We start from the raw sequence: 25,671 nt of genomic DNA, 5'->3' as shown, positions 1-25,671 counted from the left end.
CCCCCGGAGAAATCATGCCTAGCGCCTTAGACCCAGAGCCTCGATTGCGCCCTGTGCGCGGCTCCGGCATGCCTATCTGACCCGTCACTCACTGCGAGCCGACTGGCCGGATAGACATCCCGGTCCGTACGGAACCCGCAGCCTGGAATCCCCGGCCCCGCTTGCGTCCTGCGAGCATCGGCGTCCGGTCCCGGTTCCACCGCCCGCTTCCCTTCCGTTTTCCGCACCCGGCGCGCCATAGACGCGATCCGGACACCGGCAACATTGCTCCGGCGCCTTCGCACGCCCGTCAGCGGCGGCCTCACGGCATTTCCCAGGAAACGCCGCGGTCCGCTGCTGCCTGCGCGCGGCCGCCACCGGCAGGGTCGTCCGTGTCTCCCGCAACAACACCAATAAATGCGGAGCACTCCCATGTTTGCTTTCCTGAAATCCTTTTTTTCTTCCGCCGCGCGTCTGCGCCGCACCGGCCGGCACTTTCGCCGCGCCCCCATCCTTGAACAAGGCGCGGACAACGCCGCGGCTTCCTCCGAGGCCGCCCGCCGCGCCAGCCTGCGCATGGTCGAGACGTCCCGGCTGGGCTTCGATTCCCTGTTCGAGCGGTTCGGCAGCAGCTGGGGCGGACTGTCCGACGCCCAGGCGCAGGCCGCCCGCGAACGGCATGGCGCCAATGAAGTCGACCACGAGAAGCCGCTTTCCTGGCCGCATCACCTGTGGCTGTCCTATCGCAATCCGTTCAACCTGCTGCTGACCGCGCTGGCGGTCCTGTCCTGGCTGACCGACGTGCGCATGGCGGCGCCCGAGGACCAGTCCTGGACGGCCGTTGCGATCATCGGCTCGATGGTGCTGATCTCGACCGTGCTGCGCTTTGTGCAAGAGCAGCGTTCGAACCGCGCCGCCGAAGCCCTGAAGGCGATGGTGCGCAACACCGCGACAGTTCTGCGCAGCGATGCCGGATCGCCTGACGCGGGCAATGGCCGGCGCTTCTTTGGCGCGGCCTTGCACGCCACCGGGTCGCAACAGCGTGAAGTGCCGCTGGCCGATCTGGTGCCCGGCGACGTCGTGCTGCTCTCCGCCGGCGACATGGTCCCCGCCGACTGCCGCATTCTGAATGCCAAGGACCTCTTCGTGGCGCAGGCCGCGCTGACGGGCGAATCGCTGCCTGTTGAAAAGCACATGTCCCCGCGCGTGCAGTCGGCCAACCCGCTCGAACTGGAGAACATGGCCTTCATGGGCACCAACGTGGTCAGCGGCGCGGGCAGCGCGCTGGTGGTGGCGACCGGCTCGGACACGTACTTCGGCCAGTTGGCTGGCCGGGTCACGCAGACCTCGCGCGCGCCCACGCAATTCCAGCAAGGCATCAACCGCGTGAGCTGGATCCTGATCCGCTTCATGCTGGTGATGGCGCCGGTGGTGATGCTCATCAACGGCTTTACCAAGGGCGACTGGCTGGAGGCGCTGCTGTTCGCGCTGGCCATCGCCGTGGGCCTGACGCCCGAAATGCTGCCCATGATCGTCACGGCCACGCTGGCCAAGGGAGCCGTGCGCATGTCCCGCCGCAAGGTCGTCGTCAAACGTCTGGACGCGATCCAGAACCTGGGCGCCATGAACGTGCTGTGCACCGACAAGACCGGCACGCTGACGCAGGACCGCATCGTGCTCGAGCGTCACACCGACGTCTATGGCGCGGCCAGCGACGACGTGCTGGCCTATGCCTACCTGAACAGCTACTACCAGACGGGCCTGAAGAACCTGCTGGACGTGGCCGTGCTGGAGCATGCGGAAGTGGCGCGCAGCCTGGACCTGGCGGGCCGCTACCGCAAGATCGACGAGATTCCGTTCGACTTCTCGCGCCGCCGCATGTCCGTCGTGGTGAACGAGACCGAAAACGGCCGCGACCACCACGAACTGATCTGCAAGGGAGCGCTCGAGGAAATGCTGGAAGCCTGCACGCGGCTGCGCGTGGGCAGCGAAGTGCATCCGCTGACCGACGCGCGCCGCGCCGACATCCGTCACGTGACGGCGGGTCTGAACCGGGAGGGCCTGCGCGTCATTGCCGTCGCCGTGAAGGAACTGCCGCCCACGCAGCAGGCCTACGGCGTGGCGGACGAATCCGACCTGGTGCTGGTGGGATACATCGCATTCCTGGATCCGCCCAAGGAGTCGACCGGGCCCGCGCTGGCCGCGTTGAAGGACTCGGGCATCGAGGTCAAGGTGCTGACCGGCGACGTCGAACTCGTCACGCGCAAGGTCTGCCGCGAGGTGGGACTGGATGTGCGCAAGGTGTACCTGGGCGCCGAGATCGAGGCGATGGACGACGCCGAGCTGGCGGTCGCCGTGCGCGAGGCCAACGTGTTTGCCCGGCTGGCGCCGATTCACAAGGAACGCATCGTTCGCAGCCTGCGCGCGCAGGGCGACACGGTGGGCTTCATGGGAGACGGCATCAACGACGCCCCGGCGCTGCGCGCGGCGGACGTGGGCATCTCGGTGGATTCCGCGGTGGATATCTCGAAGGAGGCCGCCGACATCATCCTGCTGGAAAAGAGCCTGATGGTGCTGGAGGACGGCGTGATCGAAGGCCGCAAGACCTTCTGCAACATGCTCAAGTACCTGAAGATGACGGCCAGCTCGAATTTCGGCAACGTGTTTTCGGTGCTGGTCGCCAGCGCCTTCCTGCCCTTTCTGCCGATGCTGCCCATCCATCTGCTGCTGCAGAACCTGATGTACGACATCTCGCAGACGGCGATTCCGTTTGACAATGTCGACGAAGAATTGCTGAAGCAGCCGCAGCGCTGGGATCCGGAAGGCCTGGGCCGATTCATGGTGTTCTTCGGTCCGATCAGCTCGATCTTCGATATCGCGATGTACGCCGTCATGTGGTTCGTGTTCCAGGCCAATTCGCCCGAGCATCAGACGCTGTTCCAGTCCGGCTGGTTTGTCGAGGGCCTGTTGTCGCAGACGCTGATCGTGCATATGATCCGCACTCGCCGGATTCCTTTCCTGCAAAGCCGCGCGTCCTGGCCCCTGATGGGGATGACGCTGATGGTGATCACGTTGGGACTGGTGCTGCCGTTCTCGCCGCTGGCGGAGTACTTCCAGTTGCAGGCGCTGCCCTGGAGCTACTTCCCCTGGCTGGTCGGCATCCTCCTGGGATATTGCGTGCTGACGCAGACGCTCAAGCATTTCTGGGTCCGCCGCTACGGCTGGCAGTAGGCTGATGCAACCGGCGGCGGGCTCCGCGCCCGCCGCCAACGCAAGGAAAGATCATGAGAATTGCATTTTTCGCCGCCTTGGCGGCGGCCGGCCTGATGCCCTCCTGCGCGGCGGTGGCTGCGGATGGCGGCACCAGCGTGCAGCTGTACGGCATTGTGGACGCCGGCGTTGCCGTGACCCGGGTGTCGGGGCAGGGCAGCCAGAGCGGCCTGCTGAACGGCGGCCTGACGGACTCGCTGTGGGGCCTGCAGGGGACGGAAGACCTGGGCTCCGGGTGGGCCGCCAGCTTCCAGCTTGAAAGCGGCTTTGACCCTTCCAGCGGCACCGCGGCCGACAGCAGCCGGCTCTTCAACTATGGCGCCTGGATCGGCTTGGCCCATGCCAGCTACGGCGACCTGCGCCTTGGCCGCCAGTACACAGTCGGCCAGACCTATGGCAACGCGCTTGAGATCGCCTCGTGGAAAGACATGGGCATGGGGGCGACCTTCAAGGCGTCCGACAATTACCAATTCAGCAACATGGTGAACTGGTATTCCCCGCAATGGCAGGGGTTCCAGGCCGGGGTCGGCTACGCCTTCGACGCGGATGGACAGGACCAATTTCGCACCAACCAGAACACTCGTGCAATCAGTCTCGGCCTGAAGTATGAGGACGGGCCGCTCCTGGCCGTGGCCACCTGGGAACAATTGCGCCTGGCCACCCCGCCCGCGCAGGCGGGCGGGCGTCCGCAGGCATTCCAGGTGGGCGCCTCGTATGACTTCGAGGTGGTCAAGGTGTCGCTTGCCTGGTCGCGCCAGCGCAACGGTTACGTGGGGCTGGACGGCGGCGACCCCGACGGACTGGGCCTCGGACTGGGATCCGCTGCCTTCGTGCAGGGCGGCACGGTCGACGCCTGGCTGGTCGGGGTCAGTGTTCCGGCCGGGCCGGGCGCCGTCCTGGTGCAATGGTCGCTGGCCCGGCCCGATTGGCGTTGGGACAATGGCATGACGGCGCGCAATGCGCAGGTTGCGACGCTGGGCTATACCTACGACCTGTCCCCGCGCACGACGCTCTACGCCTTCGCCGGCTACGCGTCGAACTACACGCTGGATAACCAGTTCGACCCCGGCAACGCCCACACCACGCGCATCGGCACGGGCGTGTCACACCGTTTCTGACACGTTCCAGCCCGGGCCGGCGCCCGGAAGCGCGCGATGGCGGGGTCTACTACAATCGCCGAAAGACGGCGCCGGGCGCCGGCCCTTGTCTTCGCGTCGTTTCTCGGATGGCACGCATGGATAGTCTCGAATGGCTCGTACCCTGGGAGTTCTCTCCCACGCTGGTGGCTTCCTTCCTGGTGGCCATCGTGCTGTTCGTACGCGGCCAACGGGTTCATCACGTCACGCGCGCGCGTCAGATCCTTTTCTGGACGGGGATGGTCCTCCTGTACCTGTCCCTGCACACCCGGCTCGACTATTACGCCGAGCGCATGTTCTTCATCCATCGCATCCAGCATCTGGTGCTGCACCATCTTGGGCCGCTGCTCGTCATGGCGGCCTTCCCGGGGCAGGTGATGCGGGCGGGATTGCCGATGCGGTGGCGGTTGCGGCTGCGCGATTTCCTGCGCACCGGCACGGGCCGGGCCACGGTGGCGGTGCTGACCCACAAGATCTTCGTGCCGGCGCTTTTCGTGTTCCTGGTGCTGATCTGGCTGATTCCGTCGGTGCAGTTCTACTCGATGCTCGACTGGCGTCTTTACCGCCTCATGAACTGGTCGGTCGTGATCAGCGGGTTCATGTACTGGAACCTGATCCTGGACCGCCGTCCCGCGCCTCCCGCGGCCATGTCGCCGGGCGGACGCGTCATTTCGCCGGTGGCGACCATGCTGCCGCAAATGGTGGCGGGCGCCGTCATCGCCTTCACGGAGAGCGACATCTATCCGCTCTTTGAGCTATGCGGGCGTGCGATTGCCATGTCGGCGCAGACGGATCAGACCATTGGCGGACTGACGATGTGGATTCCCGCCGCGCTCGTTGAGGTGATTGGGCTGATGGTGGCGTTGGGCACGCTGATGCGCCTGTCGGCCAAGGGGCGGCTGCGCAAGGCGGACCGCGATGCGCGCGCGCGCGCCAAGTCGGGCGCGGCGCTGTCTTCCTGAACCCGGCGGTGAACGCGGCACTGATGTGCCCATTCCCGCCAGGCCGCGCCGGTCATTCCGGCAGCAGGCCGTGATACTTCTTGCCCAGCGCCACGGTGGCCTGGAACATCCCCGCCTTGTTGCCGCAGTCGTAGCGCACGCCATCGAAGCGGTGCGCATAGACCTCGCGCTCGCGCATCAGCGAGGCGATGCCGTCGGTCAACTGGATTTCATTGCCCGCGCCCATCTTGGTCGAGCGCAGATGGTCGAAGATCGCGGCTTCCAGCACGTAGCGGCCCACCACGGCCAGCGTCGACGGCGCGGCTTCGGGATCTGGCTTTTCAACGATGTGCGTGACGCGTTCGGTGCGGCCATCCGCCTGCGTGTCGCCCGTGTGCGTGGCCACGATGCCGTACTTGCGGGTGTCGGCGCGCGGCACGTCCTGCACACCCAGCACGCTGGCGTTGCGCGCCACGGCGATGTCCACCAGCTGCTTCATCGCGGGCGTATCGGCGTCGATCAGGTCGTCGGCCAGCAGGACCGCAAAGGGCTCGTCGCCCACGGCGGGGGCGGCCGACAGCACGGCATGGCCCAGGCCCAGCGGGGCCGATTGGCGAATATAGAGGCAATTGACGTGCGCGGGTAGAATGCCCCGCACCATCGCCAGCAGTTCGTGCTTGCCCTTGCTTTCCAGGTCGGATTCCAGCTCGGGCGCGGAGTCGAAATGATCTTCGATGGCGCGCTTGTTTCGGCCAGTCACGAATATGAGATCGGTAATCCCCGCGGCGACGGCTTCTTCCACCGCGTACTGAATGAGGGGCTTGTCGACCACGGGCAGCATTTCCTTGGGCATCGCCTTGGTGGCGGGCAGGAAGCGGGTGCCCATGCCGGCGACAGGGAAAACGGCTTTACGGACGGGACGCATTGAGACCTCGTTGAGGATTCGATGAAACATTTTAAGCTCATCGCTATCATAGGCTTATGAACCGCAGGAAAATGCCATCCATTTGCTCGATTGCGAAACGGAGCGCGATAGCGAGCCTTTGCGCGGCGCTCGCCATGCCCGTTGCTCCCGTCACGGCATGGGCGCAGCCGGTCGGGCTGCCTTCCATGGGCGCCGCCTCGTCGTCCGACCTGTCGCCCATGCTGGAGCGCACGCTGGGTGAAGCGATCATGTCGCAGGGCCGCCGCGACCCTTCCTATATCGATGATTCCGAACTCAGCCAGTACCTCACGACGATGGGGCGCAAGCTTGCGGCGTTCGCGCCGGGCGGCGTGCCCGAGGTCGAGATGTTCGGCGTGCGGGATCCCGAGATCAACGCGTTCGCCATGCCGGGCGGCTTCATCGGGATCAATACGGGCCTGATCGTGTCGTCGGCCAGCGAATCCGAGCTGGCCGCCGTGGTGGCCCACGAAATCGGACACGTCGTGCAGCGCCACATTGCGCGCGGCATGACCCAGCAGAACCAGAACGGCATGCTGATGCTGGCCAGCCTGGCGGGCGCGCTGCTGGCGGCGTTGGCGGGCGGCGGCGGCAACCTGTCGATGGGCGTGGCCGCCTTCGGGCAGGCGGCGGCCATCAACCGCCAACTGGGATTCTCGCGCGACGCGGAACGCGAGGCCGACCGCGCTGGCTTGCAGATGCTGACGAAGGCTGGCTACGACGCCGACGGCATGTCTCAGATGTTTGCGCGCCTGATGAACGCATCGCGCCTGAACGAAGGCGCGGGCGGCGGCTCGTGGGCCAGCACCCACCCGCTGTCGATCGAGCGTATGTCGGACGTGCAGAACCGCGCCCGCGCGCTGCCGGCCTCACGGCATCTGGACAGCGACGACTTCTGGTACATCCGTGCCAAGATGCGCGTGGTGCAGGGCCGCGACACGGTTGGCCTGCGCACGGCCGGCCAGCAGTTGCAGGACGAGGCCCAGGCCCTTTCGGGCGTGCGGCAGTCCGCCGCGTATTACGGGCTGGCCCTGCAGAACTTCCAGCGCAACAACCTGCCGGAAGCGGAGCGCTACTGGAACCTGGCTTCCGCCAATGGCCGCAGTTCACCGCAGCTGGCAAAGCTTGCCGTGGATATCGCGCTGGCACGCAAGGATTATCCGCAGGCGATGTCGCTTGCCCAGGCGGGCACCAAGCGCTATCCCGATCATCGCGCGCTGGGCATTGCCTACGCCCAGGCGCTGCAGGCTAATGGCCGGCATGCCGAGGCGCAGGATTACCTGCGCGAGAAGATCAAGCAGTGGGGCAGCGACGAACCGAGCCTTTATCAGATGCTGGCGCAAAGCGAAGAGCGCAACGGCAAGCCGGTGCAGGCGCGCCGCGACCTGGCCCGCTACTACGTCATGACGGGTGCGTACGCCGCCGCGGAGTCGCAGCTGCAACAGGCGCGCGGCCTGTCCAACGACTTCTACGAGCAGTCGCAGATCGACGTGCAGATCAAGGAAGTCAAGGACAAGCTGGCCGAAGAGCGCCGGCTGCTCGAGCGCTTCAAGTCAGGTTGACACAAGGTGTCTGACGCCCCTGAGGCAGCGTCGCAAGCCGCGGTTGACGCTCGCGGGTGTCAGACACCTACTGAGCCGGCCGCAGCTTTTACAGCCCGGTTTCGAAGAACCGTCCCAGGCGCTGGGGCAGCCAGTTCAGGTGCCCCGGAAAGCTGCCCGTGGGAAAGCCCGCGTGCCCGCCATCGGAAGGTTGATGCAGCAGGATGCCCGGCGCGCAGTCTTCCGGCTTGGGAAGCGAGGCGGCCGGGATGAACGGGTCGTTGCGCGCATTGAGCACCAGCGTCGGCACGGCGATCTTCGGCAGCCACGGCTTGCTGGACGCGCGCGTCCAGTAATCCAGCGCATTGCGAAAGCCGTGCATCGGCGCGGTGTAGGTGTCGTCGAACTCGCGCAGGTCGTGTGCGTGCGCGATCCGCATGACGTCGATGGAGCCGGGAAAACGATGCGCTTTTTCCAGCACCTTGTGCTTGAGCGTCTTCAGGAAGTGCGCCGTGTAAACGCGCCGGTTGAAGATGCCGGTCGACAGCGTCTTGCCGCAGGCGACCAGATCCAGCGGCGCCGACACGCCGGCGCAGGCGGTCAGCCAAGTGGTGTCTTCCTGGTGTTCTCCCAGATACTTCAGCAGCGCGTTGCCGCCCAATGACACGCCGACGGCGTGCCAGCGCGCGTGCGGAATGCGCTGGCGCACGGTGTTCAGCAGGAAGCCGACCTCGGCCGAGTCGCCAGAGTAATACGCGCGGGCCAGGCGGTTGGGCACGCCCGAACAACCTCGGAAGTGCGCGATCACCACGATCCAGCCGCGTGCCCGGAAGTAATGCGCGATGGACTGCGCATAGCGGCTGTTGCTGCCGCCTTCCAGGCCGTGGAACAGGATCAGGGCAGGGGTGTCGGGGGTTTGCGGCAGCGACTTCCAGTCGGCGTCCGTCATCCAGCGTGCCGCGGCAGTCTTGCCGTTGCCGACCGGGCGTTGCCCGCTTACCGGCGCGCCGTCGGCGGCCTTGTGCGGAAACAGCCCAGGGCCGGTCCAGTCGAAATCGACGAAGTCTGTGTCCGGCGTGTCGACGCGGTCGCGCACGAACGCGATGCGGTGATACTGCGCGAACAGGGCGGCGTAGACCGTCTGGCTGTCGCCCCCGGGAAGCCAGGGCGGGACGGGGCAGGGCGTTGTATCAAGACGAGCAGGGGCCAACTGGGAATCCACCCGGGTCAATGAAGCATGTCGGGCACGTCGTGCAGGTCGAGCACCCCGGCTTCCGAGGGCGCCTGCGAGGCATGGTGCATGACCATGCGCCAGCCGGTGGGGCCCTTGTGGTAGATGTTGGTGGCGTAGCAGTTGGCGAACTGCGTGCCCTCACGCGTGCGCACCGCTACTTGTTCGACCAGGACGTGCACCGCGCACATCATGCTGAGCATGACGAGCGGGCGCAGCGGACGCACATGCAGCGGACCGTTGGACAGCACCTGTTGCCAGGACTCGTGCACCGCGGAATGACCGACGACGCGCAGGCCTCCCGGATGGATGCATACGACTTCCTCGTCGTCGGCCCAGACCTGCATCAGGCGGACGGCGTCCGCCTGCTCAAGGGCTTCGTAGAACGCGTGTTCTGCTTCTTCGGGCGTGGCGAACATGGCTGCTGAAACGGTTAAGCGTGTTGTGGGGCGGCGAGGTCAGTGGTGGCCGTGCAGCACCGTGCCCGCCTTCAGGCGGTACTCGGCGCCACAGTAGGCGCAGCTTGCGGAACCCGTGCGGGCCACATCCAGGAAGACGCGGGGGTGCATGCTCCAGAGCGGGGCCTTGGGGCCGGGACAGAACACGGGCAGGTCTTCAGCGCCGACCTCGATGACTTCGTGAGCGCGGGAGACGGCGGCCGGGGCAGCAGCGGTCATGAATATTCCTGAAAAAAGAACCGATGAACGGCAGGTTGAAACAATGATGCGGTCTTGCGGGGCAAAAGCGCGCCAATCAGAATTGAAAATCAGACTTTACTTAGCCAGTGATGGTACTTCGGGTTGCGGCCATTCACCACGTCAAAAAACGCGTTCTGCAATTGTTCGGTGACTGGACCGCGCCGGCCTGAGCCGATCCGGCGGTTGTCGACTTCGCGGATGGGCGTGACTTCGGCGGCCGTGCCGGTGAAGAAGGCCTCGTCCGCGATGTAGACGTCGTCGCGCGTCAGGCGCTTGGTCAACACGCGCAGGCCCAGGTCGGCCGCCAAGGCGTGAATCGTGGAGCGGGTGATGCCCGTCAACGCCGAGGCGATCTCGGGCTCGCAGAGCACCCCGTCCTTGACGATGAACAGGTTCTCGCCGGAGCCTTCGGCGACAAATCCGTCGGTGTCCAGCAGCAGGGCCTCGTCGTAGCCGTCCTGCAGGGCTTCGGTGTTGGCGAGGATGGAATTGGCGTACGTGGTGGCGACCTTGGCGCGCGGCATGGTGACATTCACATGCTGGCGCGCGAATGACGACACCTTCACGCGGATGCCGTTGGACAGCGCCTCTTCGCCCAGGTACGCGCCCCACGGCCAGGCCGCGATGGCCACGTGCACCCGCGCGCCCTTGGGCGACACGCCCATTTTTTCGGGACCGTAGAACACGAGGGGACGCAGGTAGCCGGATTCCAGCTGGTTTTCGCGCACGACCATCCGTTGGGCTTCGTTGATCGTGTCGCGATCGAACGGCATGGGGATCTGGTAGATGTGCGCCGAATTGAAGAGCCGGTTGGTGTGGTCTTCGAGGCGGAAGATGGCGGTGCCGAGCGTGGAGCGATAGGCGCGCACGCCTTCGAACACGGACAGCCCGTAGTGCAGCGAATGCGTCAGGACATGCGTGGTCGCGTCTCGCCATGGAACGAGCTTGCCGTCATACCAGATGAAACCGTCGCGGTCAGCCATCGACATGGTCTTCTCCACACAGTGCGCGCCAGACCTGCCGCCGCGCGCCAGGCCCCAAGGGGTCAAGAATCTTGAGGGCGCTATTGTATCAAGCAGCGAGGTTACAATACGCGCCTATTCGCGCACCGGTCTGGGGCCAACGGCCTTGCAGCATGATGCCGGCGGGCGAACGGGCCGTCGCGTGTTCATTCCATAGAGTTTCCATGTCGTCCTGTCTGCATCGCCAGGGGCCAGCCGTTGTCCTCTGAATCCGCGCTTCCTGAATCCGAAGACCCAGGCCTGGTTCGCCAGGAACGCCTGACCGCCTTTCGCGCCGGCGTCCACGCCATCGTGCCCGCCCTCATCGCCACCGCGACCTGGGGTCTGGTGACCGGCGTGGCCATGGTCAAATCCGGACTGACCGAATCCATGGCGCTCGCCATGACGCTGCTGCTGTACGCCGGCTCGGCCCAGCTCACTTCGTTGCCCCTGATCGCGGCGGGCGCGCCGCTGTGGCTGATCTTCGCCGCCGGCTGCGTGGTCAACCTGCGTTTCATCATCTTCGGCGCGGCCTTGCAACCGTACTTCCGCCATCTGTCCTGGCCCAAGCGCCTGGGACTCGGCTATTTCACGACCGACATGGGCTTCGTGCTCTTCATGCCGCGCTTTGGCGACTCGGTCGAGCGCGGCACGCGCGAGCAGCTCTGGTTCTTCCTGGGCTCCATCGTGCCGGGCTGGCTGGTCTGGCAGTCCTCGTCGATCATCGGGATTTATCTGGGCGCCCAGGTGCCGACCAATTGGTCTCTGGATTTCGCCGCCGTGCTGGCGCTGCTGGCCATCACGGTGCCGCTGGCCAGCTCCAAGCCCATGCTGGTGTCCATGCTGGCGGCCGGCGTCGTCGCCTGGGTGGGGCAAGCCATGCCCTTGCGCCTGGGACTGGCCGCGGCGGTCATCTCCGGCGTCATCGCCGGCATGTGGGCCGAACGCTTCTTCAAGGCGCGTCCATGACGAATTGGTCCTGGGAACTCTACGTCTATTCCGCCATTCTGCTGCTCGCGCTGTGCAGCGTCCTGACGCGGGCCGGCTTCATGCTGTTTGGCGACTACATTCCGTTGTCCGACAATGTGCGGCGTGCCTTGCGCTATGCGCCCGCCGCCGCGCTCACCGCCATCGTGGTCCCGGATCTGCTGCCCTGGAAAGCCGGACTTGGCCCCGTGTTCGATTACAAGCTGGTCGCCGGTCTGGTCGCCATTCTGGTCTTTCTGCGCACGCGCAGCGCTGTATTGGTCATCGTGGTTGGCATGCTGGTGCTCTGGGGTTTGCGCTGGCTGGCCGGCTGACGGCCACGATTTTCCCGCCGATATGTCCACCTGATGGACGCTCGCAGTGTCTTTTTCGCCTCGGCGGGCGCTTTGAACGCGCGGCTAACCGGCACTTGAACGGGCCGTTTGACCGTGTGGTAAGGCGGCTGCGCTAAAATTCATCAATCCACAGCAATCCGGGCCTGGTACTGCCCACATAAGTATCGACTCCAGCATGGTTGCCCCGATGCTTATGTAGTGCAGTGCATGCAGCACTCTCGTTTTGTTCTTTTTCACTGGTCCCGGTACTTGCCTAACCCTGATGACTGAATCCACTCAAACCGTAGCACCCACCGCTGACGCGCCCGCGCCGACGTTCGACGATTTCGGGTTGCACCCCCTGTTGTTGCAGTCCATCGCCGAAACCGGCTATACCACCCCGACGCCCATCCAGGCGCAAGCGATTCCCGTGGTGGTGTCGGGCCGCGACGTCATGGGCGCCGCCCAGACCGGCACCGGCAAGACGGCGGCGTTCACGGTCCCGATCCTGCATCGCCTCATGCCGCTGGCCAACACCAGCGCTTCGCCCGCCCGGCATCCGGTGCGCGCGCTGATCCTGGCGCCCACGCGCGAACTCGCGGACCAGGTCTTCGAGAGCGTCAAGCGCTACAGCAAGAAGACGCCGTTGCGCTCGGCCGTGGTGTTCGGCGGCGTGGATATCGGTCCGCAAAAGGAAGCGCTGCGCCGCGGCTGCGAAGTGCTGGTCGCCACGCCGGGCCGTCTGCTCGATCACGTTGAACAGAAGAACGTGAACCTCAGCCAGGTCGGCATCCTGGTGCTGGACGAAGCGGACCGCATGCTCGACATGGGCTTCCTGCCCGATCTGGAACGCATCATCCGCCTGCTGCCCGCGCAGCGTCAGGGCCTCTTGTTCTCGGCCACGTTCAGCAACGAAATCCGCAAGCTGGGCCGGTCGTACCTGAACCACCCCGTCGAAATCGAAGTGGCGGCGCGCAACGCCACCGCCACGACCATCACGCAGATCGCCTACAAGATGACTAGCGACGCCAAGCGCGCCGCCGTCGTGCATCTGGTGAAGTCGCGCGGCCTCAATCAGGTCATCGTCTTCTCGAACACCAAGATCGGCACCGCACGCCTGGCGCGCGACCTGGAACGTGATGGCGTCAAGGCCGAATCGATCCACGGCGACAAGACCCAGGCCGACCGCATGAAGGCCCTCGAGGCCTTCAAGGCCGGCGAACTCGAAGTGCTGGTCGCCACCGACGTGGCCGCGCGCGGCCTGGACGTGGCCGGCGTGCCCTGCGTCATCAACTACGACCTGCCGTACAACGCCGAAGACTACGTGCACCGCATCGGCCGTACCGGCCGCGCGGGCGCATCGGGCGAAGCCATTGCGCTGTTTACCGCCGACGAAGAGCGCTTCCTGCTCGACATCGAGAAGCTCATCAAGCGCGAAGTGCCGCGCGGCACGCTCGACGTGCCGGCCGACCTGATCGCGCGCAGCCATCGCCGCAGCGACAGCAGCTCGCATTCGCGCGAAGGGCGCGAAGGCGGCCGCGAAAGCCGCGGCGACCGGGGCCGTTCTTCCGAGCGCCGTTCCAGTCACCATTCCGGCGGCTCGCGCCAGCCCGTGGACGACTTCTTCTTCAAGCCCTACGAGCCCTCGGCGCCCGTCGCGCCGGCCGAAGAACAGGAATCGCGCGGCAACGCCACGCCGTCGTCCGCGCCCAAGCGCCAATTGGCCGTTCTGCTTGGCGGCAGCCGCAAGCCCTGATCGCAATCGGGTTCCGGCCCATGAAAAAACCCGCAAGGCCAGCCGGCGTTGCGGGTTTTTTGTTGGGGGCGACGCGCGTCAGGCGGCCAGCATCCGGGGCAGATCGGGCAGGGCGGTGTTCACCGCCGCGCTCTCTGCGTTCAGGCTTGCCAGAAGACGCTCTAGATGGCCGATATGCGGCAGCATGGGGCCGTAGAACACGACGCGATCGCCGATCTGCACCATCAGGGTCGGGAAGTTTTCGACGTCCACGTCGCCCAGCAGTTCGGCGTGGTCCTCGATGTCGATCCACGCAAAGACATGCTGCGGCATTGCGTCGGCCAAGGCTTGCAGCTTGGGCTTGTATTCTTCGCAGGTGTCGCACCAGGCGGCGCAGAAGCAGGCAATGAGCCAGGCGCCGGGCGTGGCGTCCAGCCGTGCGCGCAGCGGGGCGAGATCGGTACCGGGGGTGAGCAGTGACATGTGAGCGGATCGGGGCGGGTTTGACTATGATACCCGGGTTGTTCACCCCTCACTTCGACTGCCATGACCGCTCTGCGTACTGATCCTGCCACCCCCGGGAACGGCCGCCTGTCCGGCGCCGGCGCGGGCGCGGTAAGCGTGGGCCAGGCGTTCAAGCGCGCGCTCGTGTCGCAGTGCCACCCGACCATGCTGTTCGCGGTGTTGCTACCCTTTCTGATCGCGCTGGTTGGCGCGATCCTGCTGCTCTGGTTTTTCTGGACGCCCCTGACTGACTGGCTGCGCGCCGAGGTCTCGCACTGGGATGTCGTCAATCGCGTTGACGAATGGCTGGTCGCGGTAGGCCTGTTCTCGCTCAAGATCTGGCTGATTCCCGTCATCGCCGCAGCCATCCTGCTGCCGGTGTCCGGCATCCTGGGGTTGGCCATCGCCGCCGTGTTCGTCATGCCGCTGGTGTTGCGCCACGTCGGCCAGCGTGAATATTCCTCCGTCGCCCGCCGCGGCAAGTATTCGACGGCGGTCAGTGTGTGGAACGCGGTGTGGGTGTCCGCCGCCTTTGCCGCCGGCTGGGTGTTGACGCTGCCCCTCTGGCTGGTGCCGCCCATGGCCGTGGTGCTGTCGATCTTCTGGTGGGCCTTTGCGTTCTCGCGCATGATGCGCGTGGACGCCATCGTCGAACACGCCAGCCCGGAGGAACGCAAGCTGATCCTGGAACGGAACAACGGCGGCTTCTGGAGCATCGGCCTGATTTGCTCGCTCTTGAACCTGCTGCCGCCCGCGTGGATTATCCTGCCGGTGTTTTCCGCCCTGGTCTATGCGCATTACGGCCTGGAAGCTCTGAAGCGCCTGCGGCAGGACCGCGTCATCGACGTCTGACCGGCGTCATTTCTCACCTTTGGAATTGGACATGGCTGCAGAATCCACCGCCCGCCGTATCGGTCTCATCATCGTCGGCGATGAAATCCTGTCGGGACGACGTCAGGACAAGCATTTTTCCAAGATCGTCGAGATGCTGGGCGCGCGCGGCATGCACCTGAGCTGGGCCGAATTCCTGCCTGACGAGCGCGACCGCCTGGTGGACGCCTACAAGCGCAGCTTCGCCACCGGCGACGTCGTGTTTTCGTGCGGCGGCATCGGCGGCACGCCGGACGACCATACCCGCCAGGCCGCGGCCGCCGCGCTGGGCCTGCCGCTGGCGCTGCACCCGGAAGCCGAAGCCGCCATCGCGCTGCGCACCCGGGAAATGGCCGAGAAAGGCCAAGGCACCGCCGATATGAGCGCACCCGAAAATCAGCAGCGCCTGCAGATGGGCATGTTCCCCGAGGGCTGCGAGATCGTTCCCAACCCTTACAACCGGATCCCCGGCTTCTTCATCAAGGACCACACCTTCGTGCCGGGCTTTCCCGTCATGGCGTGGCCGATGCTGGAATGGACCCTGGACACACGCTATCGTGCGCTGCAGCATGTGCGCGTTCACGCCGAACACTCGTTCCTGGTTTTCAGCATGCCTGAATCCCGCATCACGCCGTCGATGGTCAGCGTGGAATCCCGCTGGCCCGGCGTGCGCGCGTTCAGCCTGCCCAGCGTCGGCGAGGCGGGCGGAATGCCCCACATCGAGCTCGGCGTGAAGGGCGATCCCGAGGCAGCGGCCGAGGCGCTGGAGTTTTTGCGGGCGGAAGTGCTGCGCCTGGGCGGCAAGCTGGCGCCCCCGGCGGCCGCCTGACCGGGGGGCCGGCGGGACACCGCCGGTTGCAAGGCCCGCTCAAATTCTGATTGCAAAACCGGCTCGTAAATTTCACAATACGGGAAAGAACCGCTTGCTGCAGTGCCGCAACGCACCCCCGTGCGCGGCGGCGCCAGCCCAATCTTCCATGGCCCGTCTTCCAACGCCCCGCAATCCCCTGGACGCCGAAACCGAAGGCGCGTCCGCCCATCCGATCGCCATCCAGGTCATCGAACGCGCCATGCGGCTGCTCGACGCCCTGGCCGCGCAGCCCGATCCGGTCACGCTCAAAGAGCTGTCGGCAACCACCGGCCTGCACGCGTCCACCGCGCACCGCATCCTGAACGATCTCGTGGTGGGCCGCTACGTCGAGCGGGTCGACAACGGCCTGTATCAGCTCGGCATGCGCCTCCTGGAGCTGGGCTCGCTGGTGAAGGGACGCCTGAACGTGCGCGAGGCCGCCATTCCCGCCATGCGGTCGCTTCACAAGCTGACGGGGCAGACCATCAATCTTTCCGTCCAGCAGGGCGACGAGATCGTCTATATCGACCGCGCCTGGAGTGAACGCTCCGGCATGCAGGTCGTGCGGGCCATCGGCGGCCGCGCGCCGCTGCACCTGACCTCCACCGGCAAGCTGTTCCTGTCCACGGGCGACACGCGCCAGGTGCGGGCCTATGCGCTGCGCACGGGGCTTGCCGGCCACACGCGCAACAGCCTGACCGATCTGGACAAGCTCGAACGCGAACTCGCCCTGGTGCGCCGCCATGGCTATGCGCGCGACAACGAAGAACTCGAACTCGGGGTGCGCTGCATCGCCGCAGGCATCTTCGATGACACCGGCAAACTGGTGGCGGGGCTGTCCATTTCCGCGCCGGCCGAACGCTTGCAGGACGACTGGATCAAGGCGCTGGTCGATACGGCTGCCAGCATTTCCGAGGCCTTGGGCTATGAGCCCTCGGTTTCCACCGGCTTCAACGGCCTGGGCATGGCGGCCGAAGCGATGCGCCCGTAGCGCAGTGCCTGGCCCCAAAAGCAAAAGCCCCCGCGAGGGGGCTTTTGTTTTTTCAGGCATTGCCGCCCGAGGCCGCCACGGATGTGGACGGCCCCATGGGCTGCGCTTATTGCTTTTCGATGCCGGCCTTCTTGAACAGCTCGGCCCATTGCGGGACCTGCTGCTTGACCTTGGCGGTCAGCGCGTCGGGATTGGCTTCCGAAGTCAGCACGGTGGCGCCCAGCTGCTTCATACGCTCCTGGAACTTGGGATCGGCCAGGCCTGCCTGCAGGCTCTTGACCAGCTTGTCCACGACGGGCTTGGGCGTGCCCTTCGGCACCCACATGCCATGCCAGATGCCCACTTCGAAGCCCTTGTAGCCGGATTCGTCCATGGTCGGCAGCTTGGGCAGGGTGGGGACGCGCTGCAGGCTGGTCACGGCGTAGGCCTTCACCTTGCCGCCCTCGATCTGTTGCGTCGTGTTGGTGGTCTGGTCGCACATCAGGTCGACCTGCTTGCCCAGCAGGTCGTTCATGGCGGGCGCGGTGCCCTTGTACGGGATCGTCAGCAGTTGAACGCCAAGCGCTTCCACCAGCATGGTGCCGCACAGGTGGCTGGCCGCGCCGATGCCCGCGTTGGCCAGCGACACCTTGTCCTTGTTCTTTTTGACGTAGTCCGCCAGCTCGGCGATGTTGTTGGGCGGGAAGTCCGAGCGCGCGACGATCGTCATCGGCACGTCGACCACCAGGCCGATCGGTTCGAAGCTGGTGAAGGGGTCGTACCCCGGATTCTTGTAGAGCGAAGGCGCGGTCGAGAAGCCGGCGTGCATCAACAGGATGGAATAGCCGTCCGGCTGCGCGCGGGCGACCTGGGTCGTGCCGATGGTGCCGCCGGCGCCGCCCTTGTTTTCGACCACGACCGTTTGGCCCAGGCTGGTGCGCATGGCTTCCGCGAGAGAGCGGGCGACGTTGTCGGTCGGGCCGCCTGCAGCGAACGGCACCACCATGTTGATGGGGCGTTCCGGGTATTCCGCGTGCGCGGCGCCGGCCGCGAACAGGGCACCGGCCGCGAGCAGGGCCGAAAGCGTGCGGGGGATCAGGGTCATGAGGTCTCCGATTGCAGGGTTTTGCTTGCTGCGATTTAGTTATCAACCGCTGACATGTATTTGGTATTTGTCTGTCATCAGCGTGAAAGCAGTGTAGAAAAGAATTGATACCGCGTCATGTCCGGTATTTCCCGAGTTCTGGGAAATCATTGAGCGCAATCAAGCCGGGCCAGGCGCCGCACCGATAAAGTGCAAACACTTGTTGCGCCGCACAAAAAGCGCTTGACAAGTTTTTTACCGAGTCTAGAATGGCAATTGTGCAGTGCATCAAACGGGCCGGCGGTAGCTTGTAGTACCAGTTTCCGCGCACGTTTCTTATTTCGTCGCAGACAACCATCCTTATTGCCGGACAGCCTCCGGCTACCCTGAGAGGAGCATTCTATGAGCGCAATCCCGCAACAAGTCCTGGACCGCCAAAAGGCCAGCATCAACACCATCGTGGCTGCCCAGTCCGCCGTTTTCGCCGGCTTTGAAAAGCTGGTCGAACTGAACCTGAAGGTCGTGAAGGCCACCCTGGACGAAGTCGCCCAGAAGTCGCAGCAAGCTTCCGAAGTGAAGGATCCCCAGGAAGCCGCCGCGTTTGCCACCGGCCTGCTGCAACCGGGCGCCGAAAAGGCCCTGGCCTACACCAAGCACGTGTATGACATCGTTGCCGGCGTGCAAGGCAGCCTGGTCAAGCTGACCGAAGAACAGATCGCCGAAAGCCAGCAGCAGCTGAGCGAAGCCGTCGACCAGTTCTCCAAGAACGCCCCGACCGGTTCCGAAAGCGCCGTCGCCCTGATCAAGTCCTCGCTGGCCACCGCGACCAGCGCCTACGATTCGATGACCAAGGCCGCCAAGCAGGCCGCCGAAGTCGCCGAGTCGAACCTGAATGCCGCCGCCAACGCGACCTTCAAGGCTGCCACGGACGCTGCCGATGCCGCCACCAAGGTCGCCAGCCGCAGCCGCCGCAGCGCCTAAGTATTTGGCGCGCGGTGCTGCGCGAATCGCAGTAATGTAGTACTGTTGAGTGACAGAGCAGAGCTGGAATTAGGGCCACCCACAGGGTGGCCCCTTTTTTTTGCCTGTGTTTTGTGGGGCAGGTTTGCCGGGCAGGTTCCGCGGTCAGCGGCGCGCCACGGCGCGCACGCATTCGCCGACCAGCCCCGGGCCGCGGTAGATCAGGCCCGTGTAGAGCTGCACCGCATCGGCGCCGGCGTCCATCTTTTCGCGGGCTTGCTGGCCAGACAGGACGCCGCCCACGCCGATGATGGCAAGGCTATTGCCCAGCCGCGCCTTCAGGCGGCGGATCACCGCCAGCGACAATTCATGCACGGGCGCGCCGGACAGGCCGCCTGCTTCTTGCGCGTGGGCCTGGCCTTGCACCGCGTCGCGCGACAGCGTGGTGTTGGTGGCGATGACGCCGTCGATGCCGTGGCGCGGCAGGATCTCGGCGATGGCGTCGATCTGCTCCTGCGTCAGGTCCGGCGCAATCTTCACGGCCATCGGCACCCGGCGCTGGTGCTGGTCTTCCAACGCGCGGCGCTTGTCGGCCAACTGCCCGAGCAGGGCAGAGAGCTCGTCGCCGCTTTGCAGGGCGCGCAGATTCTTGGTGTTGGGCGACGAGATGTTCACGGTGACGTAGTCGGCATGCGGGTACACCCCGTCCAGACCGATCAGGTAGTCGTCGGCCGCGCGTTCGATGGGGGTATCCGCGTTCTTGCCGATGTTCAGGCCCAGGATCCCGCCCTGCTTGCGCCACGTGCTGCGTTGCACATTGGCCAGGAACGCTTCCAGTCCCTGGTTGTTGAAGCCCAGCCGGTTGATCAGCGCATTGGCGCGCGGCAGGCGGAACATGCGGGGCTTGGGGTTGCCGGGCTGCGCGCGCGGCGTGACCGTGCCGACCTCGATGAAGCCGAAGCCCAGGTTGCCCAGCGCGTCGATATAGGCGCCGTTCTTGTCCAGGCCGGCGGCCAGCCCGATCGGGTTGGCCATCTGCATCCCCATCAGCGTGCAGGGCGCCTTGGGTTGCGCGTGCATGAGCTTGCGCGTGGCGCCGCATTCATAGGCGCGCTGCAGGCCCGACAAGGTGACTTCGTGGGCGGTTTCCGCGTCCATGGCGAACAGCGCCGGGCGGGCCAGGGGGTAGGCGTGAAAGAGGATAGACATGGGGCGGAATTGTAGAGCGATTTGATGTGTCCCCGCCGCTCATGGACCCACCCGGAAGGTCTGTTCAGGCGGGCGGCCGTTCGGGCGTGTCGCGCCATTGCCCGTCGACCAGGAACTGCGCCGGACGGAAGGCCGATTTATAGGACATTTTCCGGCTGTCCGCGATCCAGTATCCCAGATAGAGCCAGGGCAGGTTCAGTGCGCGGCACTGTTCGACCTGCCAGAGGATGCTGTAGGTGCCCAGGCCGTCAGCAATGTCCGGGTCATAAAACGTGTAGACCGAGGACAGGCCATCGTCCAGCACGTCGATGATGGACACCATCACCAGCACCCCTTCGGCGCTCCGGAACTCGACCAGCCGAGTGTTGACGCGGCTGGTGAGCAGGAACTGCGCGTACTGGGTGCGGCTGTCTTCGTCCATGCCGCCGCCCGGATGCCGGCCCTGCTGGTAGCGCGTGTAGAGCCGGTAGTGCTCGGGCGACCATGCAAGTTCGGCCACGAACGACTGCAGATGCGGATGATTGCGCCACGCGCGGCGCTGGCTGCGATTGGGGGCGAAGGCGGCCGCGTCCACGCGCACGGGGATACAGGCCTGGCAGTTGTCGCAATGGGGACGATAGGTAAAGAGTCCGCTGCGGCGAAAGCCCTGTTCCACCAGTTGCGAATACGTGCCCGCGTTGATCAGATGGCCGGGCGCGGCAACCTGCGACCGGGCCTGGCGACCCGGCAGATAACTGCACGGGTAGGGAGCGGTTGCATAGAACTGCAGCGTGGAGAAGGGAAGTTCTTTCAGCTGGCTCATGGGAGCTGGCTCATTGGCGCTGTCGCATGGAATATCCCTTGACGGCGGCGGGCCCGGGACAGGAATCGCTCCATATTAACGCTTAACTCGGGCGGCAATCCGTCCCCTCGGGTGTGTCCGGATGCAGCGTTCCCTGCGTATCCAACCTGCCGCGGGACCACGCGATGCCGGGTTGGATCGTGGCCTGGCGGACATGCCGCAGAAAGCGTTCGCGCGGCAGGGGGCGTGCGCCCATGCTGGCCAGGTGGCGCGTCTGCTGCTGGCAGTCGATCCACTCGACGCCCTGCGCCTCCAGGTAGCGAACCAGATGCGCCAGCGCGATCTTGGAGGCGTTCGGGACACGGGTGAACATGGATTCGCCAAAGAACATGCGCCCCAGGCTGATGCCGTACAGGCCGCCCGCCAACTCGCCGTCGATCCAGGTCTCGATACTGTGCACAACCCCGGCCTCATGCCACTGGCGGTAAGCCTCTTGCATGGCCGCCGTGATCCACGTGCCTGGCTGTCCGTCTCGCGGCGCGGCGCAGGCCGCCATGACCTGCGGGAACACGGTGTCGACCCGCACCTGCACCCTGGGCGCCGCGTCGTGCTCGCGCGCGGCGATCTGCCGCAGCAGCTTGCGCAGCGAGTGCGACGGCGCGAAATCCTTCACGCGCAGCACCATCCGCGGATCCGGGCTCCACCACAGGACGGGTTCGCCTTCCGAGTACCACGGAAAGATACCGTTGGAGTACGCCTGGGTAAGCCGTTCCGGGGACAGATCCGCGCCTGCGGCCAGCAGGCCATCCGGATCCGTCAGCGCGAATTCCGCAGGGGGGAACGGGGTGTCGGCGGCCAGCCAGGGCAGTTTCAACGGTGAGATTCGAGGGTGTAGTGATGAGGACCGAAGGTGCCGCGTTTGCGGTCCTCGAAAAACAGGCGCAGGGTGCTTGCCACGGTGCGAAACGCCAGGTCGTCCCAGGGAATCTCGGTTTCGTCGTACCAGCGCGCTTCCAGGCTCTCCGGGCCGGGGTCCAGTTCGGGACCCACCGCCTGCGCCAGATAGAACACGTGCACCTGCTCGATCTGCGGCACGTCAATGATGGTGTAGATGTCGCCCAGCTGGATCTTGGCGCCGGATTCTTCCAGCGTTTCGCGCGCGGCGCCCTGCGCGGTGCTCTCGCCCAGTTCCATGAAGCCGGCGGGCAGCGTCCACGTGTTGTAGCGCGGCTCGATCGCGCGCAGGCAGAGCAGCACGCGGTTTTCCCAGACGGGCACGGTGCCGACCACCAGCCGAGGATTCTGGTAATGGATCGCCCCGCAGTGATCGCAGATGTCGCGCTCGCGGTTGTCGCCTTCCGGCACGCGGCGGTTTACCGGCGTGCCGCATTGGCTGCAAAAGAGGGAACGGCGCGGGGCGGGAAAGTACACGAGGGGCGATTTGGCGGTCATGGGTACGATTCTAACGGCTGCGGCGAGTCGTGGCGCGCCGTCCCGGCGGCGTGGGCGCGGGGCTGCCGAAACGGGCTTCCAGGTGTTCCACGAACGACCGCACCTTGGGCGACAGGAAGCGGCGGTGCGGGTAGACGGCGACCATGGAGATGGGGGTGTGGGCGTAGCCGGTCAGCAAGGCGGTAAGGCGGCCGGCGCGAATGTCGTCGCCCACCAGGAATTCCGGTTGCAGGATGATCCCGTGGCCGGCCAGCGCTGCGGTGCGCAGCACGTCGCCATTATTGGCCCGCAGCGCCGCATTCACGCGCACCAGGTGCGTCACGCCATCCTTCTCGAAATGCCATTCGTTGCCCGTGCTTGCGTAGGCGTAGTGCAGGCAGCGATGCTGCTTCAGGTCTTCAGGCACGGCAGGGGCGCCGTGGCGTTGCAGGTACGAGGGCGCCGCGCAGACCAGCAGTTGCTGCGGCGCCAGCGGCCTGGCCACCAGTGATGAATCCACCAGCGGTCCGATGCGCACCGCGACGTCGTAGCCGTCCTCGACCAGATCCACCACGCGATCGTTCAGGTCCAGGTCGATCACCACGTCCGGATAGCGCTGCAGGTACTCGGCAATCGCCGGTCCCAGATGCAGGATGCCGAAGGACACGGGGGCGCTGACCCGCAACCGCCCGCTGGGCCGCTGGCCTTCCGCCTGCAGCGACAGTTCCAGATCGGCGACCTCGGCCAGGATGGGCCGGACTCGCTCGTAGAAGGCGCGCCCGGCATCGGTCATGCTCAGCTTGCGGGTGGTGCGGTTGAGCAGGCGAACGCCGTACTTCTGCTCAAGATAGGCAATCTGCCGCGTGACCACGGAGCGCGCCTGGCCCATCTTGTCGGCGGCCGCCGCGAATGAACCCAGTTCAACGACCTTGGCGTAGGTCTGCATGGCGGTGTGGGTGTCCAAGATTGTTTCCTATCGAGGAACAATAATTTGCAATTCTGCATGTTTATCTTTGTTTTTGGAATCGCAAGAATACGGCTCCATGAAGGTTCGCCCCGTTTTGAGCGATCCGTTTCTGCACAAGGATGACTGCAATGATTGATTCCCGTACCGCGCCGTATGCGGCACTGCTCCTGCGCGTGGCGCTGGGCGTGATGTTCCTGGCCCACGGCCTGACCAAGCTGCTGATCTTCACGCTGCCCGGCACGGCGCAGTTTTTCACGAAGATCGGCTTTGCCGGCTGGCTGGCCTATCCCGTGACGTTCTTTGAGGTGGCGGGCGGCATTCTGCTGATTTTGGGCGTGGTGCCGCGCTGGGTGGCCGCCATTGCCGTGGTGCAGCTCTTCGCGGCGTCGACGGTTCACTTCGGCAACGGCTGGGGATTCGGCAACCCGGGCGGCGGCTGGGAATATCCCATCTTCCTGACCGTCGCGGCTGCCGTGCTGGCGCTGCTGGGCGACGGCAAGTTCGCCCTGGTCAAGAGCGGCCGGCGCTGAACGCGCTTTTTCAGCCCGCGCCGGCGTGCGGCGCGGGGTCGAACGCCAGGCGATCGGCAACGTCCGCCTGCGCAATCGAATGCAGCGGCGCGTCCCCATAAACGCCTGGCCACGCCACGCTGATCGACTGGCCGGGCGTCAAGCCGGCCAGCGCGTCCATCAGCGACGCGCCCGCAGCCGTCTGCAGGGTTTCGAGCAGCGGCTGCAGATCGCGGTCCATCACAATGCCGGCGCCCAGAGGCGTGGATGCGAAGAGCCGGCCTGCATCATCCAGCCACCACCCGGTGACCGAGCCGACGGCCGCATCGGTATGCGTGACGAGGGCGCGATTGTCATCGGCCAGGCGCAATACATAAGGCGCCGCGTCCAGCCGCACGAAGACGCGCTGCGGCCCGTTCTGGAAAAACCAGCGGCCCACATCGTCATGGTCGTAATTGCGGCCGATGAATTCCAGGATTTGCGTGTTGGTGATCGGCTCGCCCGGCCCGCCTTCATTGGCCTGACCTTGCGGATGAAGGCGCCAACGCCCGCGCGCATCGAGCGACAGCCAGCCGTACACTGCCGGCACATTGGGCCATCGGGCGAGGGCGTCCTTCACCGATTGATCCATGGTGTTACGGGCGGATGACGATGGTGGGCGAGATGACGATGCCAGGCTGAACGGGCATCACAGGCACGGCCACGGGCTGCGGCGCGTAGCCATACGCATAGTCGTCGCGGCATTTGCGCTTTTCGCTGTAATCGCCATTGCGCTTCCACTTGCGCTCGACCTTACAGGCGCCATCCCAGTACTTTTCCTTGTACTCGCCACCCTTGTGGCGGTGGTGATGGTGCTTGTCGCCAGCCTCCGCGGCAAGGGGCGCAAGTGCGATCAACGCGGCGGCGGACAGGCTCAGGAAAGCGGGGCGGGTAGCAAAGCGGCGCGGGTGCGATTCCGGGATGTTGTGCATGGACTCATCGTTCAAATGAAAACGGGGTCACCATAACAATCATCCGGCTAACCGGGCGTAGGGATGGGTAACGAGATGCAGGGAGAGGTAGAAAGATGCTGGAGGCGCAAGCCGGAATCGAACCGACGTACACGGATTTGCAATCCGCTGCATAACCACTCTGCCATTGCGCCAGCACTTGCAAGAAAAAAGGAAGCGCGGTGTGTGCCGTTGCTTCCTCTTTGTATTTGGAGCGGGAAACGAGTCATGCACTAGAGCGCTAAGTCTCTGTTTCCCAATCACTTTCTCCACTGTGGTGATCAGCGAAGAACTCAATTATAGCCTTGTTTTTCGCCCTCGGCAACAAAGTTCATCCAACCACTTCCACCAGCGTCCAAGGATGATCCATCCACCCGTCGTTACGCCTGATGCGTCCAGCTGCTGAGCGGGTTCGCTATCGAACTCCAACTTGCGACGATCATGACTTGCGCTCGCTCCGCAGGCAGCGCGGGGTGGTGTCGCGTGGACTACCTGGCACCTGGACGGCTGTAGGACACAACCGCCGGCATCGGAACACCGCAAGTACTCATCTTTACATCGCTGCGGCTAACTTCGCCGGAGCGCAACGCGGCGCCAGTGTAGTGGCAGCCAGCCTCAACGAAGGCGTGCAGCAATCCGGTTCATCTGCTCGATCTCCGCGCGCTGGCCATCGGAAATCGCTTGGCATAGGTTGACGAGTTCCGGATCTGAGAGCTGCGCCTCGCGGCACATGTGGTTCGCTCCCGAATGGTGCGGGACCATAGACGCGAT

At 65.3% G+C, this 25,671-nt stretch carries 27 protein-coding genes and 1 tRNA gene; 12 read left to right on the top strand and 16 right to left on the bottom strand.

Annotation, left to right across the window (positions count from 1 at the left end; all coding sequences use genetic code 11):
- Nucleotides 1–411: 411 nt before the first annotated feature.
- From mgtA to KVT32_RS19590, 3 genes are all read left to right on the top strand, one after another.
- The gene (gene mgtA, locus KVT32_RS19600) at nucleotides 412–3,210 is read left to right on the top strand and encodes a magnesium-translocating P-type ATPase (protein ID WP_217618747.1); all 2,799 of its coding nucleotides are present in this window, start codon (nucleotides 412–414) and stop codon (nucleotides 3,208–3,210) included.
- Between the two features lie 53 nt (nucleotides 3,211–3,263).
- Nucleotides 3,264–4,367, top strand: coding sequence for a porin (locus KVT32_RS19595; protein WP_217618746.1), 1,104 nt, complete (start codon nucleotides 3,264–3,266; stop codon nucleotides 4,365–4,367).
- A 107-nt stretch (nucleotides 4,368–4,474) separates the two neighbouring features.
- Entirely contained in the window at nucleotides 4,475–5,347 is an 873-nt protein-coding gene (locus KVT32_RS19590; protein WP_142050699.1) for a cytochrome c oxidase assembly protein, read from the top strand.
- Between the two features lie 52 nt (nucleotides 5,348–5,399).
- Here the strand turns inward: KVT32_RS19590 and galU are convergent, their stop codons facing one another.
- Nucleotides 5,400–6,251 carry a UTP--glucose-1-phosphate uridylyltransferase GalU gene (gene galU, locus KVT32_RS19585; RefSeq protein ID WP_175156623.1) on the bottom strand — a complete coding sequence of 284 codons (852 nt, stop codon included), beginning with the start codon at nucleotides 6,249–6,251 and terminating at the stop codon, nucleotides 5,400–5,402.
- A gap of 56 nt (nucleotides 6,252–6,307) precedes the next feature.
- On the opposite strand from galU, the gene KVT32_RS19580 reads away from it, so the two are divergent.
- On the top strand, nucleotides 6,308–7,831 hold the full coding sequence (locus KVT32_RS19580) for a M48 family metalloprotease (protein ID WP_152383559.1): 1,524 nt from the start codon (nucleotides 6,308–6,310) through the stop codon (nucleotides 7,829–7,831).
- An 88-nt stretch (nucleotides 7,832–7,919) separates the two neighbouring features.
- On the opposite strand, the gene KVT32_RS19575 is transcribed toward KVT32_RS19580, so the two are convergent.
- The 4 genes from KVT32_RS19575 to KVT32_RS19560 form a co-directional block, all read right to left on the bottom strand.
- Entirely contained in the window at nucleotides 7,920–9,020 is a 1,101-nt protein-coding gene (locus tag KVT32_RS19575; protein WP_142050696.1) for a YheT family hydrolase, read from the bottom strand.
- Nucleotides 9,021–9,037: 17 nt separating this feature from the next.
- A complete protein-coding gene (locus KVT32_RS19570) occupies nucleotides 9,038–9,460 on the bottom strand; it encodes a nuclear transport factor 2 family protein (RefSeq protein WP_056321209.1) in 423 nt (140 codons plus the stop codon).
- Between the two features lie 39 nt (nucleotides 9,461–9,499).
- Entirely contained in the window at nucleotides 9,500–9,718 is a 219-nt protein-coding gene (locus KVT32_RS19565; protein WP_056321210.1) for a zinc-finger domain-containing protein, read from the bottom strand.
- 89 nt (nucleotides 9,719–9,807) lie between these two features.
- On the bottom strand, nucleotides 9,808–10,728 hold the full coding sequence (locus KVT32_RS19560; protein WP_056321213.1) for a branched-chain amino acid transaminase: 921 nt from the start codon (nucleotides 10,726–10,728) through the stop codon (nucleotides 9,808–9,810).
- 231 nt (nucleotides 10,729–10,959) lie between these two features.
- Here KVT32_RS19560 and KVT32_RS19555 point away from each other — a divergent pair, with 231 nt between their 5' ends.
- The 3 genes from KVT32_RS19555 (at nucleotide 10,960) to KVT32_RS19545 (ending at nucleotide 13,797) form a co-directional block, all read left to right on the top strand.
- Nucleotides 10,960–11,709 (top strand): AzlC family ABC transporter permease, encoded by a 750-nt coding sequence (locus tag KVT32_RS19555; protein WP_062840361.1) that lies wholly within the window; start codon nucleotides 10,960–10,962, stop codon nucleotides 11,707–11,709.
- Entirely contained in the window at nucleotides 11,706–12,041 is a 336-nt protein-coding gene (locus KVT32_RS19550; protein WP_056321218.1) for an AzlD domain-containing protein, read from the top strand. Before KVT32_RS19555 ends, KVT32_RS19550 begins: the two co-directional genes overlap by 4 nt.
- A gap of 283 nt (nucleotides 12,042–12,324) precedes the next feature.
- Nucleotides 12,325–13,797: a DEAD/DEAH box helicase gene (locus tag KVT32_RS19545; RefSeq protein WP_152383560.1), complete on the top strand. Its 1,473-nt coding sequence runs from the start codon at nucleotides 12,325–12,327 to the stop codon at nucleotides 13,795–13,797.
- A 78-nt stretch (nucleotides 13,798–13,875) separates the two neighbouring features.
- Here KVT32_RS19545 and KVT32_RS19540 read toward each other — a convergent pair whose 3' ends face one another.
- Nucleotides 13,876–14,259 (bottom strand): thioredoxin family protein, encoded by a 384-nt coding sequence (locus KVT32_RS19540; RefSeq protein ID WP_062840363.1) that lies wholly within the window; start codon nucleotides 14,257–14,259, stop codon nucleotides 13,876–13,878.
- Nucleotides 14,260–14,322: 63 nt separating this feature from the next.
- Here KVT32_RS19540 and KVT32_RS19535 point away from each other — a divergent pair, with 63 nt between their 5' ends.
- The 3 genes from KVT32_RS19535 to KVT32_RS19525 all read left to right on the top strand — a co-directional run bounded on the left by KVT32_RS19535 (nucleotide 14,323) and on the right by KVT32_RS19525 (nucleotide 16,991).
- The gene (locus KVT32_RS19535; RefSeq protein WP_217618745.1) at nucleotides 14,323–15,132 is read left to right on the top strand and encodes an EI24 domain-containing protein; all 810 of its coding nucleotides are present in this window, start codon (nucleotides 14,323–14,325) and stop codon (nucleotides 15,130–15,132) included.
- A 31-nt stretch (nucleotides 15,133–15,163) separates the two neighbouring features.
- Complete coding sequence (locus KVT32_RS19530) at nucleotides 15,164–15,979, top strand: molybdopterin-binding protein (protein WP_142050690.1); 816 nt, start codon at nucleotides 15,164–15,166, stop codon at nucleotides 15,977–15,979.
- 148 nt (nucleotides 15,980–16,127) lie between these two features.
- The gene (locus tag KVT32_RS19525; protein WP_056321230.1) at nucleotides 16,128–16,991 is read left to right on the top strand and encodes an IclR family transcriptional regulator; all 864 of its coding nucleotides are present in this window, start codon (nucleotides 16,128–16,130) and stop codon (nucleotides 16,989–16,991) included.
- Nucleotides 16,992–17,097: 106 nt separating this feature from the next.
- On the opposite strand, the gene KVT32_RS19520 is transcribed toward KVT32_RS19525, so the two are convergent.
- Nucleotides 17,098–18,075: a tripartite tricarboxylate transporter substrate binding protein BugD gene (locus KVT32_RS19520; RefSeq protein WP_152383562.1), complete on the bottom strand. Its 978-nt coding sequence runs from the start codon at nucleotides 18,073–18,075 to the stop codon at nucleotides 17,098–17,100.
- Nucleotides 18,076–18,456: 381 nt separating this feature from the next.
- Here KVT32_RS19520 and phaP point away from each other — a divergent pair, with 381 nt between their 5' ends.
- The gene (gene phaP / locus KVT32_RS19515) at nucleotides 18,457–19,035 is read left to right on the top strand and encodes a TIGR01841 family phasin (protein WP_056321236.1); all 579 of its coding nucleotides are present in this window, start codon (nucleotides 18,457–18,459) and stop codon (nucleotides 19,033–19,035) included.
- A gap of 144 nt (nucleotides 19,036–19,179) precedes the next feature.
- On the opposite strand, the gene KVT32_RS19510 is transcribed toward phaP, so the two are convergent.
- The 5 genes from KVT32_RS19510 to KVT32_RS19490 all read right to left on the bottom strand — a co-directional run bounded on the left by KVT32_RS19510 (nucleotide 19,180) and on the right by KVT32_RS19490 (nucleotide 23,399).
- Entirely contained in the window at nucleotides 19,180–20,223 is a 1,044-nt protein-coding gene (locus KVT32_RS19510; RefSeq protein ID WP_217618744.1) for a quinone-dependent dihydroorotate dehydrogenase, read from the bottom strand.
- A 64-nt stretch (nucleotides 20,224–20,287) separates the two neighbouring features.
- The gene (locus tag KVT32_RS19505) at nucleotides 20,288–21,025 is read right to left on the bottom strand and encodes an arginyltransferase (protein WP_217618743.1); all 738 of its coding nucleotides are present in this window, start codon (nucleotides 21,023–21,025) and stop codon (nucleotides 20,288–20,290) included.
- Between the two features lie 82 nt (nucleotides 21,026–21,107).
- Complete coding sequence (aat, locus tag KVT32_RS19500) at nucleotides 21,108–21,878, bottom strand: leucyl/phenylalanyl-tRNA--protein transferase (protein ID WP_180098914.1); 771 nt, start codon at nucleotides 21,876–21,878, stop codon at nucleotides 21,108–21,110.
- Nucleotides 21,875–22,456 (bottom strand): NUDIX hydrolase, encoded by a 582-nt coding sequence (locus KVT32_RS19495; RefSeq protein ID WP_152383565.1) that lies wholly within the window; start codon nucleotides 22,454–22,456, stop codon nucleotides 21,875–21,877. The genes aat and KVT32_RS19495 overlap by 4 nt, the downstream gene beginning before the upstream one ends.
- 10 nt (nucleotides 22,457–22,466) lie before the next feature.
- Complete coding sequence (locus KVT32_RS19490; protein ID WP_056321249.1) at nucleotides 22,467–23,399, bottom strand: LysR family transcriptional regulator; 933 nt, start codon at nucleotides 23,397–23,399, stop codon at nucleotides 22,467–22,469.
- A 131-nt stretch (nucleotides 23,400–23,530) separates the two neighbouring features.
- Between KVT32_RS19490 and KVT32_RS19485 the strand changes: the two genes are divergently transcribed.
- Entirely contained in the window at nucleotides 23,531–23,932 is a 402-nt protein-coding gene (locus KVT32_RS19485; protein WP_217618742.1) for a DoxX family protein, read from the top strand.
- Between the two features lie 10 nt (nucleotides 23,933–23,942).
- Here the strand turns inward: KVT32_RS19485 and KVT32_RS19480 are convergent, their stop codons facing one another.
- The 4 genes from KVT32_RS19480 to KVT32_RS19465 form a co-directional block, all read right to left on the bottom strand.
- Nucleotides 23,943–24,542, bottom strand: a complete 600-nt coding sequence (locus KVT32_RS19480) for a DUF2946 family protein (protein WP_217618741.1) — start codon at nucleotides 24,540–24,542, stop codon at nucleotides 23,943–23,945.
- 4 nt (nucleotides 24,543–24,546) lie between these two features.
- On the bottom strand, nucleotides 24,547–24,882 hold the full coding sequence (locus tag KVT32_RS19475) for a hypothetical protein (RefSeq protein ID WP_175156616.1): 336 nt from the start codon (nucleotides 24,880–24,882) through the stop codon (nucleotides 24,547–24,549).
- Between the two features lie 99 nt (nucleotides 24,883–24,981).
- A tRNA-Cys gene (locus KVT32_RS19470) sits at nucleotides 24,982–25,055 on the bottom strand.
- A gap of 460 nt (nucleotides 25,056–25,515) precedes the next feature.
- A partial coding sequence (locus KVT32_RS19465) for a DUF305 domain-containing protein (protein ID WP_217618777.1) occupies nucleotides 25,516–25,671 on the bottom strand: 156 nt, incomplete at its 5' end.

It is taken from the genome of Achromobacter sp. GbtcB20 (assembly GCF_019091095.1).
In the GTDB taxonomy this organism is placed as follows: Bacteria; Pseudomonadota; Gammaproteobacteria; order Burkholderiales; family Burkholderiaceae_B; genus Achromobacter; species Achromobacter mucicolens.
The sequence above is the reverse complement of the archived record's forward strand: the minus strand, read 5'-3'. Positions and strand labels throughout refer to the sequence as shown.